15 protein-coding genes are annotated in these 14,236 nt (G+C 64.8%); 9 read left to right on the top strand and 6 right to left on the bottom strand.

Annotated elements, in window-relative coordinates; translation table 11 throughout:
* Nucleotides 1–124 (top strand): integrase core domain-containing protein (locus ACSS7Z_RS09130; protein WP_438254287.1); only part of this gene is annotated, 124 nt, incomplete at its 5' end.
* A gap of 5 nt (nucleotides 125–129) precedes the next feature.
* Here the strand turns inward: ACSS7Z_RS09130 and ACSS7Z_RS09125 are convergent.
* Entirely contained in the window at nucleotides 130–735 is a 606-nt protein-coding gene (locus tag ACSS7Z_RS09125) for a DUF4916 domain-containing protein (protein ID WP_438254267.1), read from the bottom strand.
* Nucleotides 736–780: 45 nt separating this feature from the next.
* Here ACSS7Z_RS09125 and ACSS7Z_RS09120 point away from each other — a divergent pair, with 45 nt between their 5' ends.
* Nucleotides 781–1,434, top strand: coding sequence for an alpha/beta hydrolase (locus ACSS7Z_RS09120; RefSeq protein WP_438254265.1), 654 nt, complete (start codon nucleotides 781–783; stop codon nucleotides 1,432–1,434).
* Here ACSS7Z_RS09120 and ACSS7Z_RS09115 read toward each other — a convergent pair.
* Complete coding sequence (locus ACSS7Z_RS09115) at nucleotides 1,423–1,749, bottom strand: glycine zipper domain-containing protein (protein ID WP_438254264.1); 327 nt, start codon at nucleotides 1,747–1,749, stop codon at nucleotides 1,423–1,425. The two genes, ACSS7Z_RS09120 and ACSS7Z_RS09115, sit on opposite strands and share 12 nt — an antisense overlap.
* Nucleotides 1,750–2,027: 278 nt before the next feature.
* On the opposite strand from ACSS7Z_RS09115, the gene ACSS7Z_RS09110 reads away from it, so the two are divergent.
* Together ACSS7Z_RS09110 and ACSS7Z_RS09105 are read left to right on the top strand one after the other, a co-directional pair.
* A complete protein-coding gene (locus ACSS7Z_RS09110) occupies nucleotides 2,028–3,722 on the top strand; it encodes an ABC-F family ATP-binding cassette domain-containing protein (protein WP_438254262.1) in 1,695 nt (564 codons plus the stop codon).
* A gap of 187 nt (nucleotides 3,723–3,909) precedes the next feature.
* Nucleotides 3,910–6,066, top strand: coding sequence for an LAVTG motif-containing sortase-dependent surface protein (locus tag ACSS7Z_RS09105; RefSeq protein WP_438254261.1), 2,157 nt, complete (start codon nucleotides 3,910–3,912; stop codon nucleotides 6,064–6,066).
* Between the two features lie 74 nt (nucleotides 6,067–6,140).
* On the opposite strand, the gene ACSS7Z_RS09100 is transcribed toward ACSS7Z_RS09105, so the two are convergent.
* Nucleotides 6,141–6,539 (bottom strand): SHOCT domain-containing protein, encoded by a 399-nt coding sequence (locus tag ACSS7Z_RS09100; protein ID WP_438254260.1) that lies wholly within the window; start codon nucleotides 6,537–6,539, stop codon nucleotides 6,141–6,143.
* Between the two features lie 295 nt (nucleotides 6,540–6,834).
* On the opposite strand from ACSS7Z_RS09100, the gene ACSS7Z_RS09095 reads away from it, so the two are divergent.
* On the top strand, nucleotides 6,835–9,417 hold the full coding sequence (locus ACSS7Z_RS09095) for a winged helix-turn-helix domain-containing protein (protein WP_438254259.1): 2,583 nt from the start codon (nucleotides 6,835–6,837) through the stop codon (nucleotides 9,415–9,417).
* 10 nt (nucleotides 9,418–9,427) lie between these two features.
* On the opposite strand, the gene ACSS7Z_RS09090 is transcribed toward ACSS7Z_RS09095, so the two are convergent.
* Nucleotides 9,428–10,519, bottom strand: coding sequence for an ATP-binding protein (locus tag ACSS7Z_RS09090; RefSeq protein WP_438254257.1), 1,092 nt, complete (start codon nucleotides 10,517–10,519; stop codon nucleotides 9,428–9,430).
* A gap of 148 nt (nucleotides 10,520–10,667) precedes the next feature.
* Between ACSS7Z_RS09090 and ACSS7Z_RS09085 the strand changes: the two genes are divergently transcribed.
* The 4 genes from ACSS7Z_RS09085 to ACSS7Z_RS09070 are packed head-to-tail and all read left to right on the top strand — an operon-like array spanning nucleotide 10,668 to nucleotide 13,068.
* On the top strand, nucleotides 10,668–11,615 hold the full coding sequence (locus ACSS7Z_RS09085; protein WP_438254256.1) for a DUF1214 domain-containing protein: 948 nt from the start codon (nucleotides 10,668–10,670) through the stop codon (nucleotides 11,613–11,615).
* Nucleotides 11,612–12,073, top strand: a complete 462-nt coding sequence (locus tag ACSS7Z_RS09080) for a DUF6325 family protein (RefSeq protein ID WP_438254254.1) — start codon at nucleotides 11,612–11,614, stop codon at nucleotides 12,071–12,073. The genes ACSS7Z_RS09085 and ACSS7Z_RS09080 overlap by 4 nt, the downstream gene beginning before the upstream one ends.
* Nucleotide 12,074: 1 nt before the next feature.
* Entirely contained in the window at nucleotides 12,075–12,401 is a 327-nt protein-coding gene (locus tag ACSS7Z_RS09075) for an SHOCT domain-containing protein (RefSeq protein WP_438254253.1), read from the top strand.
* On the top strand, nucleotides 12,394–13,068 hold the full coding sequence (locus ACSS7Z_RS09070; protein WP_438254251.1) for a GAP family protein: 675 nt from the start codon (nucleotides 12,394–12,396) through the stop codon (nucleotides 13,066–13,068). The genes ACSS7Z_RS09075 and ACSS7Z_RS09070 overlap by 8 nt, the downstream gene beginning before the upstream one ends.
* A gap of 14 nt (nucleotides 13,069–13,082) precedes the next feature.
* On the opposite strand, the gene ACSS7Z_RS09065 is transcribed toward ACSS7Z_RS09070, so the two are convergent.
* Together ACSS7Z_RS09065 and ACSS7Z_RS09060 are read right to left on the bottom strand one after the other, a co-directional pair.
* A complete protein-coding gene (locus tag ACSS7Z_RS09065; protein WP_438254249.1) occupies nucleotides 13,083–13,544 on the bottom strand; it encodes a hypothetical protein in 462 nt (153 codons plus the stop codon).
* Between the two features lie 215 nt (nucleotides 13,545–13,759).
* On the bottom strand, nucleotides 13,760–14,170 hold the full coding sequence (locus tag ACSS7Z_RS09060) for a DUF6157 family protein (RefSeq protein WP_438254247.1): 411 nt from the start codon (nucleotides 14,168–14,170) through the stop codon (nucleotides 13,760–13,762).
* Between the last annotated feature and the right edge of the window lie 66 nt (nucleotides 14,171–14,236).

Raw genomic sequence — 14,236 nt, 5'->3', positions numbered from 1 at the left:
CGCCGCCAGAGCTGCCACTTACCAAGCCTGGATCCATAGCTACAATCACCACAGACCCCATACCGGCATCGGAGGACTCTCACCCATCGACCGCGTCCACAACGTCAGTGGGAAGAACAACTAGGGCAGCTACCGCAGCAGCCCGAGACTGGCGAGGGCGTGGCGCACGAGAGTGCCGCGCCCTCCTTCCATTTCTGCTGCGACGGCGTCGGACGCAGCGGCCTCCGGAGAGAACCACGTCAGCTCCAGGGCATCCTGCCGCGGCTCGCACGTCCCGGTCACTGGCACCACGAATGCCAACGACACCGCATGCTGACGCTCGTCGTGGTACGCGCTGATCCCCGGAAGCGGGAAGTATTCGGCCACCGTGAACGGCAACGGCTGCGGCGGCAGTAACGGGAATGCCATCGGGCCGAGATCGTTCTCGATGTGTCGGAACAGCGCATCGCGCACCGTTTCGCCGTAGCGGACACGGCCCGAGACGATCGTGCGGGTCATCTCACCCAGCGGGGTGGAACGGAGCAGAATTCCGACCTCGGCGACCTGCCCGGAACCGTCCGTGCGCACCGGAATAGCCTCGACGTACAGCATCGGGATGCGTCGCCTCGCCTCAGCGAGCTCGACCTCACTCAGCCACGCCGGATTGCTCGCGTCGCTGGGCAGCTCACTGAACTGCGAGAGGTCATTCTCGGAGCCCTCGGAGTCAGGATCAGGATCAGGGGTGCGCACCGCCATGTCTCATTTCTACCAGTGTCGGAGCCCGCTGGCAGGATAGAGACTGTGAGCCAGAACCTGAAACTCGACGCGGATGCCACGCGCTGGACGACCCACGACCGAACCGGCCTGCCCTTGCTCGTGCTGCTGCACGGGTACGGCGCGGACGAGCACGACCTGTTCGGACTGGTCCCGCACCTCCCCGAAGGCATTGCTGTCGCGTCGCTCGCGGCGCCATTGTCTCCACCGTGGCCCTCGCCGGGCCGCTCGTGGTATCCGATCGATGGTCTTGAGAGCAGGGATCCGGATGCCGTGACCCACGCCGCGAAAGCTGTGCTCGAGTGGCTCGACGCTCATGCGGCCGATGCCCCGAAGATCGCCCTGCTCGGATTCTCGCAGGGCGCGGCCGTTTCCTTGCAGGCGCTGAGATTGGATGCTTCGCGCTTCGGCGCCGTCGTCGCCCTCAGCGGCTATGCCTCGCCGGGTGAGTTGCCCGATGACGAGGAACTGCGCGAATCCCGGCCGCTGGTGTTCTGGGGGCGCGGCACGAATGACGACGTGATCCCTGCCGTCCTGATCGATCACACCGCGCAGTGGTTGCCCGACCACTCCGAGCTGACTGGACGCGTCTACCCGGGGCTCACGCACAGCATCTCAGAAGATGAACTGCACGACGTGCGGGTGTTCCTGGAGAAGTGGCGCGACGGCTCAGCGAGCTGAGTTCGGGTCGACCTCATCGCCCAGGTCGGGGTTCTCTGCGGGCTCCTCGGCGGATTCTTCTGAGGATTCCTCGGCCGATTCCTCGGCGGATTCCGCTGCGGAATCCTCGGCCGAAGGACCGCGCCTCCGACGGCGCCCGATTGAGCCGATCGCAATAGCGAAGACGATCCCGACGGCGATGCCGATCGCGAGGCCGAGCCCCATGTTGTCTAGCGCTGAGCCCATCGCAACTCCGACACCCATGCCGATCGCGATGCCGGCGCCCCAGCTCAATCGCTGGCGCATCTCGCTACTGCTCATCTGATGGTCGGCCATGACTTCAACGGTACGGGTTCGCAGGAGCTTCAGCATCCGCCCTATGGGGGATCTCGCCGAGCAATTTCGGTTGCGCGCTGCGACACGCCCGGGTAGCATCGATGAGCCCTGTCCGCCGTGTTTGGAAGTTCTTTGATCTGAGTCGTCGCCTCCGCGCCCATCTTTCCGCGCGCTGACCCGACGACCCTTTGACAGGCTCAGGGACCGTATCCGCCATCTTCGGCGTCGATCCGTGCACCCCCGGTGTCAGTGCTCTCGCACATTTTCCGGAGACACGTATGTCAACACCGACCCCGCACGCCGCGGTCACTCTCGACCGCCTCACCTTCACCTGGCCGGACGGCTCCACCGCACTCGACACGATCTCTGGCGCCTTCAGCGCCGGGAGCATCGGTCTCGTCGGCCGCAATGGATCCGGCAAGTCGACGCTGCTGCGCCTGATCGCCGGCGACCTCCAGCCCACATCGGGAGCGGTGCATGCCGCCGGTGAGGTCGCCTACTTACCGCAGCAACTGACGCTCGACGTCGAACGCCGCGTCGCCGAACTCCTCGGCGTCGCACCGGCGCTCGACGCCGTTCGCGCTATCGCGCTCGGCGATGTCGACCCGGCGCACTTCGATGCGGTCGGCGACGACTGGGATATCGAGGCTCGAGCCGAAGCATCCCTCGCCGAAGCAGGTCTGGATCCGTCATTCCTCGACCGCTCGGTCGGCGAGCTGTCCGGCGGCGAGTCCGTGCTCGTCGCGATTGCCGGCATCCGTCTCCGGCGCGCGCCGATCACGCTCCTGGACGAGCCGACCAACAACCTCGACCGTGACGCGCGCGCGAAGCTCGCCGCGATGGTGCGGTCGTGGAAAGGCACACTCATCGTCGTCAGTCACGATGTCTCGCTTCTCGAGCTGATGGATGCCACCGCCGAGCTGTACGCGAACACTCTGAGCGTGTTCGGCGGTCCGTACTCCGAGTGGCGGGCGTGGCTCGACGCCGAGCAGGATGCCGCGAAGCAGGACGAACGCGATGCCAAACAGTCACTCAAGAAGGAGAAGCGCCAGCGGATCGAAGCGGAAACGAAACTGGCCGGGCGCGCGCAGATGGGGCGCAAGGCATTCATTGAGAAACGTGTGCCGAAGATGGTCGCCAACGGCCGGAAGGCCGCCGCCCAGGTGTCGGCGGGACGGCTGCGCGCCGAAGTGGCCGAGAAAGAGTCCGACGCGAGGACCGCGCTCGATGAGGCGGGCCGACGTGTTCGGGGCGATGCTTCGATGAAGATCGAGCTACCTGATCCGGATGTGTCGGCGTCCCGCCGCATCGCGACGATCGCGGACGGGGAGCGGTCCTGGATCATCCAGGGGCCGGAGCGCGTGGCGCTGATCGGTCGCAACGGCGTCGGCAAGACGACGCTGCTGCGGCGGTTGGTGGCGAGTGCCGCGCACAACTCCGGAGATTCTCTGCAGAACGGCCTCAATAGTGCTGAAAACGTTCCGAAACCCGAAATCTTCAGGAGTTATGCACCGGGCACGCTCACCGCGACCGCGCACACCGACCGGATCGGGTACCTGCCGCAGCGGATCGACGGGCTGGATGACGCGGCATCGGTGGTCGAGAGCATTATGGAGGTGGCACCGGCGATACCGGAGAAGGAGCTGCGCAACAGGTTAGCCCGGTTCCTCATCCGTGGCGGCGCTGCCGACAGAGCGGTGTCATCCCTGTCCGGCGGCGAACGCTTCCGCGTCGCGCTGGCGAAGCTGTTGCTCGCGGACCCCGCGCCGCAGCTCGTGGTGCTGGATGAGCCGACGAACAACCTCGACCTCGACACGGTCGATCAGCTCGTCGACGCGCTGCGCGCATACCGCGGTGCCGTGCTCGTCGTCAGTCACGATGATGCGTTTCTGAAGCGATTGGAGCTGGACCTGCTGCTGGAGATCGATGAGGAACGGATGCAGCAGCGCGAAGCCGGGCCGGTTACACAATAGGGCGCAGCTGCTCGAGTCGCTGCGTTTGAGTGCAACTAAACGCAACGGAAAGATTTGCTTCCATCATTTACAAAATGCATAATTCAATGTCTCTCTCTGTGCGCACATCCCAGCGCACCTCGCAGTAGCTTGCCGTCCTCGAAACGATGTTCGCGCTGCGGACCTCTGACGATTAAGGAGAATCGGCGTGCTCAAAAACACACGCATCACCACCGGTCGAACTCGAAGACTGCGTGCAGCCCTGACAGCCATGGCAATTGTTGCCGGCTCGCTTGTCCTCGCTGTTACGAACCCGGCCCCGGCCCATGCAGCCGAGGCACCGGCCACTCCTGCTTCTGCATTCACAGCGGAGCTGTGCGCGGGCGATACGACGTTCGATCCAGCGACGAGCGGAACTGTTAGCGGCTACGAAAACCTCGCCACCGTCAACGGCGACCGTCTGGCGGCGTACAACGCCGGCCAGGTTGTGCCACTGTACGACACGAACGGCCGCGCCGAGGCCGACTCCACCCCCGCCGTGTGCGCCCTGTACTACGACGCCACCGTCGATGGTCCCGTCACCACCTGGATGTTCTGCACCGATGCCGATCTGCACACGTGCGGCGGCCTTGGTGCCGGCGGCGAGCTCGTGCAGATTCGGGATGACACCGGCACCGCCGTGACCATTCCGTTTCCCGAAGACATCGAGACCACCCGGCTGAGCCAGGACCAGATCGACGCGGTCAGCGCGCTCATCGAGTTCGGGTACACCGGCACTGATTTCATGGGTAACGACGTGGTCGGCGCCACCGACATGACGAGCTTCGAGCGGAGCGTCCTGCAGAACATGGTGTGGTGCATCACAAACCCCGACTCCGCCGGCGGCATGAACTGCTTCCTCACGGGGATTGGCGATGAAGAGCGAGCCGAGCTCGTCGCGGCCGGTGCTGCTCTGCGCCCGGCCATGGCAGTCACGCCGGTGTCTTCCCAGATCGAGATCGGCGAAACGTTGCAGTGGGGCGTCACGACCAACGTCGTGAACACCCCCATCGTCATCGACGCAGACACCGTTGTCACAGTGTGCGCGGGAGACGCCACCATCACCGATGGAATGCTCACCGTGAATGGTGACGCCGGCTCGTCGGTCACAATCTCGCTCTGTGGCGGTCCTGCTTCGGAGGAGGGCGGCTACGAGCTGGCGCTGAGCCGCATCGGCAACGGAAACCGCTTCGTCCAGAGCGACACGGGTGACCTGCTCGACCGCGATTGCCAGGTCTTCGCGCTCTGGGAGACAGAGGGCTTCGACGCTGCGGCGATCATCGATGTCACCGCTGACGCTACGGACGCTGACGCAACCGACGCAACCGACGCCACCGACACTGACGCAACCGACGCAGCCGACGCCACCGACACTGACGCAACCGACGCCACCGACGCAGACGCCACCGACGCCACCGACGCCACCGACGCAACCGACGCAACGGATGCCGACGCAGCTGACGCAGACGCTGCTGACGCCACGGACACTGACGCAACCGACGCAACCGACGCAACCGACGCAGACGCCACCGACGCAACCGACGCAACCGACGCAACCGACGGAACCGACGCAACGGATGCCGACGCAACGGATGCCGACGCAACGGATGCCGACGCAACTGACGCAGACGCTGCTGACGCCACGGACACTGACGCAACCGACGCCACCGACGCAACCGACGCAACCGACGCAACCGACGCAACCGACGCTGACGCTACCGACGCAACGGATGCCGACGCAACGGATGCCGACGCAACGGATGCCGACGCAGCTGACGCAGACGCTGCTGACGCCACGGACACTGACGCAACCGACGCAGCCGACGCAGCCGACGCAGCCGACGCAGCCGACGCCACCGACGCCACCGACGCCACCGACGCCACCGACACTGACGCAACCGACGCAACCGACGCAACCGACGCAACCGACGCTGACGCTACCGACGCAACGGATGCCGACGCAGCTGACGCAGACGCTACCGACGCAACGGATGCCGACGCAGCTGACGCAACCGACGCCACCGACGCCACCGACGCTGACGCAACCGACGCTGCAGACGCCACCGACGCAGACGCAACCGACGCTGCAGACGCCACCGACGCAACAGACGGCGTCTCTGGTTCTGGCAACCAGGGCATTGGAAACGCCGACAACGATGAGACCAGCACGGATGCCGCAGACGCAACCGACGCTGGGAACGCAGACGGCACGGACCTTGCAACGACCGGTGCCGACGCACCGATCATTGCCCTGTCCGCGGCTGTAATTCTGCTGTTCCTGGGCGGCAGCTTGGTCCTGTTCCGCCGGCTGCGCACGCGCAGCTAACGGGCCTTTTCGCGACTGACGCCGCGGCTGATTTCCTTCGTGAAGTCAGCCGCGGCGTCTGTCATTTCGCGGGCTCAGACGGAGGAAGAAGCCAGCGCCCGCGCCTTCAACACTGCGAAGTCCTCGGCCGAGATCGCTCCGGAATCAAGCAGTGTCTTCGCCTTCAGAATCTCGTCCGCGGGGCTGATCGCCGCCACGTCGCGGATGTATCCCTCGTTGGCTTCGCGCTGACGACGTGCCTCGTCGTTGATGCGATCGGGCATACCGGCACCACGCGCGATGAGATAGATCAGCGAGGTCAACAGCGGAACGAAGACGAGGAACACAACCCATACGGCCTTCGCCCAGCCGTTGAGCTTCTTGTCACGGAACAGATCGATGACGACCAGAATGAATGCGAAGAGCGCGGCGATGAACACGAACGACCAGAAGAACAGCACGATGATGTCCCACAGGGACTCGAGGATTCCCATGACGGATCCAGCTTTCTTTTCGAATTGGACGAGAAATGGACGAGAATCGGCGCGCGATCGTTCGAGCGTCGATCTCCGGAGCGTATCGGTGCACATCGTCCCGATGGTGTCGTAGTGCACATTCGTCGCGGGAATCGCGATGAAAATCATGCACGATGGATGAGCGCGACTACGGTCGGTCACGCCAGCGGTTCGCGGCCGCAATCGCACCACCTGCGGCATGCAGTCGTGCCGCATGCGCATCGGCGGATCCACCCCTATATGAGACGTCGCCGGATCGCTATCATCTGGAGTTATGGACACTCAGTCGCAAGCGCTCTGGGCGCCTTCGCCGTGGTTCCTGACTTCTCCTCCGCAATCTCCCCGAGGCACGATCCCCCGCGAGCGGCTTCTCACGCGTCTGGACGCGTCCACCAGCGATCACGCGGTGACGCTGATCGCTGCCCCCTCCGGTTACGGTAAGACCGTACTGCTGGCGGAATGGGCGCGACGTCGTGAGGCGACGACTGCCTGGCTGACACTGACTCGCCACGATCACGGCGACGAGGCCCTCGTACTCGCGGGCATCCTCAGCGCACTGCGTCGCTTCACGGAACTGCCATCCGAAACTGCCGTGCGGGTGGCGTTGACCCCAGATGCGGACGCCCGCGCGTTGATCGGGCGCATCGCCGAGATCACTGGCTCGCTCGACGAGATCGTGGTCATCGTGATCGATGACGCGCACCACGCCGGCCCGTCCCTGGCGAGCGGTGTGATCGACGTGCTCACGGCACTCACCGCAGGCCGACTGCGCTTCGCGCTCGCTGGCACGCCGGAGCTGACGTCCTGGTTCTCCCGCGTGATAGCCGGAGAGCACACGGCCGTGCTCACCGCCGCCGATCTCGCTTTGACGGCCGAAGAGATAATGACGGACGGGGTCAGTACACCGACTGCAGACGATCGGGCGTCAGCCGCGGCGCTGCGTGAAGCGACCGACGGATGGCCGATCGCCGTGCACCTTCATCGACTGGCCGGGGGCAACGAACCCTCACTCACCGGCGCAGAAGGACTGCTCACCGATTACATAGCCGGCAACGTGCTGCCCCGGTTGAGTCCAGGGCTCGCGGATTTCGTCCTGGCGACCAGCGTCTGCAGTCGGCTGACGCCCGCGCTCGCCGGTGCGCTCAGCGGCGCGGACAACGCCGAGTCTCTCCTTGAGGACTGCGTTTCACAAGGACTTTTCCTGTATCGGCACGTCGACGAGAACGGCTCGAGGATCTACCGATGGCACGATGAGTTCGCGGCACGCTGTCGCGACATCCTCGGACGAGCCGATAGCTCACGCCGGCGCGCCCTGGATGTCACGGCCGCACGCTGGCTGACACCGCACTTCCCCGCAGAAGCCGTGATGCATGCCATGCGCGCGGATGATGCCGCTCTTGCGATCGGTATCATCCGTTCCTCGTGGATGCGGGTGATCATCGAGGCGGGAGCGAAGTCGCTCAATGTGCAGTGTCTCGCGCTTCCGGCGACGCTCGCTGCACATCCGGAGATCCTGCTGATCCGGGCATGCTGCCTCAACCTCATGGGAGACCGCACCGGAGCCGATCTACTCTCCTCCCAGGCGCACGCAGCCGCGAGCACGGACGCCGATTCCCAAATCACCCATGCCTTCGCATCTCTGTTCCTCGCTGATGCGCACTCAGAGCTCGCGTCGGCGGTCGACAGAGCGAAGACCATGTTGGAACTTGGTGGTACCGCGTCAGGAATGCATGCGCACTGCCTGTTCCTGCTCGGCTGGTCCGAACTGCGGCTGCGCCGCGATCCGCAGTCCGCCGTCCGGTTGCTCGAGTCTGCGTTGCACGAAGCGGATGCCGCACGTCTCGTGGTGCTCGCTCGCCGCGCCTCGAACAATCTTCTGTTCGCCCTGGGCTACGCGGGAAACCTCACCCGGGCACGTACGCGCATCGACTCGGGGCTCGCGCAGAGCGAGGCCGTGGAGGACTGGCAGCATTACGACGGCGGCATCGAACTTTTCGCGCGCGGGTTCACCGACTACTGGCAGAACCGCATCCCCGAGGCAGAGCAGGTCTTCCTCGCACTCGTCGCGGCAGGTGGGCACGACGCGTCATATACGGCGCTCGCTCGGGTCTACGTGGCACTGTGCGCCGCGATCGACGGGCGGCCGATGGCACTACGCACTGCACGCGCGACGATCGCCGGGGTGAGCAGGCAGGAGGTCCACGGTCTGCCGTGGCACACCTACCAGGCATTCGCGAGCGCAGAACTGTTCGCTGCCGCTGGCGACTTCGATAAAGCGATTGCCGCCATCGAACCAATCCGCGCTCAGTCGAACGTACCGGTCGTGCGCGTCGGTGCTGCAGAGCTCATGCGACGTGCCGGTCGGCTCGGCGAAGCCGGGCACTTGCTCTCCGCACTGTCCAGGGCTGAGCTCTCGATCTCCTACGTCGCCGCCTCCGCTCACGTGACGGCCGCGCTGATCTCTCACGAACGCGGCGATGATCCCCGGGCGCACCGCATCCTCGAACGCGCGCTCGATGTCGCGGTGCCAGAAGGGGTAATCCGTCCGTTTGCCATAGCGGATGAGGGACTGCGCACTTTGCTCGCCGTCCACGCCGGCAGCGGTACGGCGCACGAAGAGTTCATCGCGTCGCGTCTCGCGTCGCACGGGTCGAGCGGTATGAGTGATCTCGACCATGGTGTCGTGCTGTCCGCTCGCGAACGCGAGATCTACGGATTCCTACACACGAGCATGACGGCGACGGAGATCGGTGAAGCGCTCTTCGTGTCTGTGAACACGATCCGTACACACCAGCGCGCAATCTATCGCAAACTGGGTGTCTCCAACCGGCGCGATGCGATCCGTCTGCGTCTGTAGAGGACTTCTGTCACTCAGTTCGGCGCAGCGGCACCTTCACGTCGCCGCCGCCTTCCTCGGTGATCCGCTCGCCCATCTGCACGAACGTCGGCTCAGAGACGAATCCACCGGCGAACAGCGCCTGGCCCTGGAGGAACTCCGCGGAATGCCGAATCGCCTCCTCTGAGGCGAAACCGAACACCTCAGCCAATTCGGCGAGATCCCGCGGCGCATTCACCCTCATCAGTGCAAGGTTGTCGCACTGTGAAAGCACGTTGGGGTGAATCTTCGTCGGACGCTGGGTGGAGAGCAGCAGCCAGAGTCCGAACTTCCGCCCTTCGGCAGCGATCTGCACGAGTTGTTCGGTGAGTGCCCTCTCGACCGCGGTCTGCGGTTGTGGTGAACAGAGGTTGTGCGCTTCATCGATGACGATCAGCACCGGGCGACGCTCCTCGCGCCGCGCCCAGAGCTGTTCGAGCACGGCGAGCGCTGCCACCTTCGGCTCTGCCGGGTGCGTGAAACCGCCGATGTCGAGAACGGTGACGCGCGGACGTTCATCGATGACATCGACGACAGATTCCGCACCGCGAGACCACAGGTCCCATTCCAGAACCTGCAGATTCTCCATGCGGTTCGCCAGTCTGGCTTCGCTGGCGTCTCCCGATGCCCGCAGCCGCATCAGCATCTCGCGTCCGTCAAAGCTCTGCGCATCTTCCTCGGCGTGAAGCAGCACGTTGTACTCTTCAGCATCCGCGATCGGGTCCAGGTGCAATACCGCCGCTTTGGATGCCGCCGACAACTCGGTGTAGCGAACATGCAGACGCTCGCCCGGCGCGCTGCCCGAACGGAACACCCGGATATCGGCGTCCGCGATCCGGGACGCACTCGCGCCATCCGCAGATGGGCGTGTCTCGCGCAGACGCGTGTAATCACCATTCGGGTCAAGGATGAGCATCGGCAGTTCCGTGTTGAGAAGCAACTGCTCCAAGACCACGCCGAGCGCATAGGTCTTGCCGCTGCCGCTCTGGCCGCACCAGAACGTGTGCCGGTTGAAGCGACGCGCGTCCAATTCGACTGCGGCTGCGGGGTCGCCGATGGCGGACCCGATCGTGAGGTTGGTCATCGGTGTGCCTTTCGCTCGTAGTGCCACATCGATTCCATCGTGTCCGCGGCGACTTCACCGCAGGCATCCGGAAAAATCATCCTCGCTTGATGATGTGGCCCCAACGGCGATACCGGAGGATGAGCGCAATCCCTGAGAAAGGCAGTCCATGGCCGACTCCCCTGTCCCTGTCACCTTCGCAGACTTCGCGCGAGTCGAAAGCGCCCGCATGTTCGCTGGTATCGCCGCGTCGGCTGGTGGATCCAACCGTTGGAACCACTACCGGGCGCCGACTCCTGTGGATCAACAGACCGTCATTCGGATGAATCGCGACACGCTGTACAGCGCCGCGATCATCGACGTCTCGCAGGGAGCGAGCATCACCATCCCCGAGGCCGGAGAGCGGTACGTCTCGGTGATGCTGGTGAATGAAGACCATTACATCAATCTCGTGCTGCATTCCGCCGGCACCTATGACCTCACCGCCGACCAGTTGGGAAGCGACTTCGTGCTCGCGGCGGCCCGCGTCCTGGTGGACCCCGAGGATGCGGCCGACGTCGCGGCTGTGAACACGCTGCAGGATCAGTTCGCTCTCTCTTCCGTCGCGGGCAGGCAGTTCGCCATGCAGCCCTACGACGAGGCGTCCTTCGAAACGACACGCGGCGCGATCCTGGAGCTCGCGAAAGGACTCGGCGGCCTGGAGAACTGCTTCGGCGCGAAGGAGAATGTCGACCCGATCCGCCATCTGCTCGGCACCGCGGCCGGCTGGGGCGGCCTGCCCGAGGCTGAGGCGTTCTACATCAACGTCAATCCGGAGCTCCCGGTCGGCGAGTACACGCTGACAGTCCGAGACGTTCCCGTCGACGGATTCTGGTCGATCTCTCTGTACAACTCGGAGGGCTATTTCGCGGAGAACCCCGCGGGCGCATACAGCGTCAACAACATCACCGGCCAGCGGAACGCCGACGGTTCGGTCACTGTCCGGTTCGGCGGGGATCCCAGCGCGCCCAATGCGCTGCCGATCATGGAGGGCTGGAACTACCTCGTTCGGTTGTATCGTCCGCGTCCTGAGGTGCTGGACGGCACTTGGACCTTCCCCACGATCGAGGCATCATGACGAACAACCAGGCTTCCGCCGGGTTCGAGTACGGGCCGATTGATGTCTACGTGGTCGAGTTCGAAGGAGAGGGCCTCGCGCCTACCGTCCTCGATGCGCTTCTCGAGCTGTCGGCGACCGGGACGGTTCGCGTGGTCGACCTTGTCGTGGTCACGCGAATGTCTGACGGCGAGGTGCGGGTCACCGAGCTGCGTGAGGATGCCGCGAACGCTCTGTCCGGAATCGGACTCGACTTGGAGATCGAGGGACTCATCGGCGAAGAAGACATCGCTGAATCCATCGCTGGCGTCGCGCCCGGCTTCGGGGTGGCCCTTGCTGCGATCGAGATGCGCTGGGCGACCGCTTTGGCTTCTCGTCTCGCCGCCGCGCAGGGACGAGTGGTGCGCACGGAACGCGTTCCTGCCCCACTGGTGAACGAACTGGTCGCGGCCTCACTGGCCGCGGATGAAGGAGCCTGACATGCCGATCATGAGAAGGGGCGGTCGCCCCGGTCTGCTGGGAATGGCCGCGCGGACCGCAGTCGTCGCCGGCACGGCGACTGCGGTGAGCGGTGCCGTCGCACAGCGCCAGCACAATCGCGCCGCCGAGCGGCAGGCTCTGCAGGAACAGCAGCAACAGGCGGCATTCGCGCCCGTGACGACTCCCGCGCCGGCGATGCCCGCGGCGCCAGCCACCGATGTTGTCACGCGCCTGCAGCAGCTCGGTGAGCTGCACCAGCAGGGTCTGCTGTCCTCGGAGGAATTCACGCTGGCCAAGCAGCAACTGCTCGGATCCATGAATGCTTGAGATCCTGGGCAGCATCCTTCCCAATGCTGTCGCGGTCGCAATCAGTCCGATCCCGATCATCGCGGTGATCCTCATGCTGATGTCGCCCCGGTCCAAACAGTTGGGGATCGGCTTCCTCATCGGATGGGTTCTCGGAATCCTGGTCGCAACGACCGTGTTCACGCTCCTGGCCGGGGTGATACCGGAGCCGAGTTCCTCCGGCGAATCTCAACCGGTCATCGGAGTGATTCAGCTGGTGATCGGTCTGCTGCTGATCCTGCTCGGCATTCGGCAATGGCGCTCGCGCCCGGCCGTCGGTGTTGAAGCGGAACTTCCGGCGTGGATGTCGAAGATCGATTCACTGCGTGCAATCGCCGCCCTGGGGCTCGGGTTCGCCCTCGCCGCGGTCAATCCGAAGAATCTCCTGGTCGCTGGCGCGGCCGGAACGGTGATCGGGCGGGCCGGCGTCGACCTCGGCAGTTCGATGATCACCATCGCCTGTTTCACCGTCGTTGCCGCCCTCTCCGTTGCCGCGCCCGTGTTGATCACGATCATCACGCCGGACAAGGCTGCACAGGTTCTGGCTCGTGTGCGCACCTGGCTCGCCGCGAACAATGCGACCATCATGACCGTTGTGTTCATTGTGTTGGGCTCCCAGGTGCTCGGAAAGGGCTTCGGTAGCTTCTGAACGCGTGGCGCTGATCACAGCTGCCGCAGCCACGAGTGGCCGGGAAGCGTCCGTTCAAGAGCCTGGCGCAACCAGTCACGACGTGCAACGTCCAGGTACGGCAGGGTGGCGGCGAAGTCGATATCGTCTTTGGGCCGCTGCCCCTTGGCCTTATAGAGGAGTTGGATCTCCGGTTGGAGATAGCGGATGCCATCGCGCATCCACAACGCTTCGGCCATCGGTAACCGGACGGTCTCGTCACGCTTGTAGACCCACTCCTGGATGCTGCCCGGGCTGAGGAGGATGTCGTACTCCCAGCGATGGGCGGTGTTCGGGCGAACCCAGAGTTGCCCGCAGCCGTCCGGAAGAAGATCTTCCGCTGGTGCGTTCGGACGGTCACCATCGATGAGGGGCTTCAATGCACCGGAAAAGGCAGCCCACACGTGCAGGCGTCCGATGAGGTGGTCTCGGAGCAGGGGGAGTTCTGCGCGCAGCACGGACGGATCAATATCCTCGTGGTGCCGGCGAACTCCGGTGAAAGCCTCCAGAGCCCAGCCTCCGGCGATCCACCAGGTACCCGAGTAGCCGTCGAACAGCTGGGCCGCGTCCGCCGGTGTTCAAGGCGCCCAGCTTCCGTAGAGGCTCTCGAACGCGGCGTCATCCATGGACCTCACGTTAGCGCGCGTTGTGCGGGGCCAGCGGCCCGGGGGTCTCAGCGCCGGCTGCTGCGCATCGCGCGCATGTGCGAAAGCTCCGAATCCGCGGCAGACGCCGTGTACTCAGCGGAGTCACGCGGAATCAGGCCGACGCGCCCCTCGGCGTCGTGCAGGATCCCCCAGCCGTAGTGCTTCCCCAACTGCGATGACCGCAAGCACGCCTGCCCTTTGGAGAAGAACTCTTCCCGCGCCGCGGCATCGTCGGCGTCGATACCCTTGCGCAGCGCATACGTCTCGAAGATCACATCGTCCGACGTCAGCTCGAACGGACGCTCCATGATCAGCCGATACTGCAGCGCAGCGATCGACATGTTCTCCGCGATCGGCGGCTCGGTGCCATGATCGATCGGGCAGTCCTCCGAAACCTCGATGAAAGTGCTCTGATAGTTCGTCGTGTGCGCAGCCATGGCTACAGCATGGCCCCGTCTGTCGAAATCGTCCAGGGTCGAAACGGCGCAACCGACATCGTCGGC

This window comes from Microbacterium wangyouchuni, from assembly GCF_051546305.1.
Classification (GTDB): Bacteria; Actinomycetota; Actinomycetes; order Actinomycetales; family Microbacteriaceae; genus Microbacterium.
The sequence above is the reverse complement of the archived record's forward strand: the minus strand, read 5'-3'. Positions and strand labels throughout refer to the sequence as shown.

Coding starts and splice junctions, on each gene's coding strand:
- ACSS7Z_RS09125 (WP_438254267.1), bottom strand. CDS start 735: ATGGCGGTGCGCACCCCTGATCCTGATCCTGACTCCGAGGGCTCCGAG.
- ACSS7Z_RS09115 (WP_438254264.1), bottom strand. CDS start 1,749: ATGGCCGACCATCAGATGAGCAGTAGCGAGATGCGCCAGCGATTGAGC.
- ACSS7Z_RS09110 (WP_438254262.1), top strand. CDS start 2,028: ATGTCAACACCGACCCCGCACGCCGCGGTCACTCTCGACCGCCTCACC.
- ACSS7Z_RS09100 (WP_438254260.1), bottom strand. CDS start 6,539: ATGGGAATCCTCGAGTCCCTGTGGGACATCATCGTGCTGTTCTTCTGG.
- ACSS7Z_RS09095 (WP_438254259.1), top strand. CDS start 6,835: ATGGACACTCAGTCGCAAGCGCTCTGGGCGCCTTCGCCGTGGTTCCTG.
- ACSS7Z_RS09090 (WP_438254257.1), bottom strand. CDS start 10,519: ATGACCAACCTCACGATCGGGTCCGCCATCGGCGACCCCGCAGCCGCA.
- ACSS7Z_RS09085 (WP_438254256.1), top strand. CDS start 10,668: ATGGCCGACTCCCCTGTCCCTGTCACCTTCGCAGACTTCGCGCGAGTC.
- ACSS7Z_RS09080 (WP_438254254.1), top strand. CDS start 11,612: ATGACGAACAACCAGGCTTCCGCCGGGTTCGAGTACGGGCCGATTGAT.
- ACSS7Z_RS09075 (WP_438254253.1), top strand. CDS start 12,075: ATGCCGATCATGAGAAGGGGCGGTCGCCCCGGTCTGCTGGGAATGGCC.
- ACSS7Z_RS09070 (WP_438254251.1), top strand. CDS start 12,394: ATGCTTGAGATCCTGGGCAGCATCCTTCCCAATGCTGTCGCGGTCGCA.
- ACSS7Z_RS09060 (WP_438254247.1), bottom strand. CDS start 14,170: ATGGCTGCGCACACGACGAACTATCAGAGCACTTTCATCGAGGTTTCG.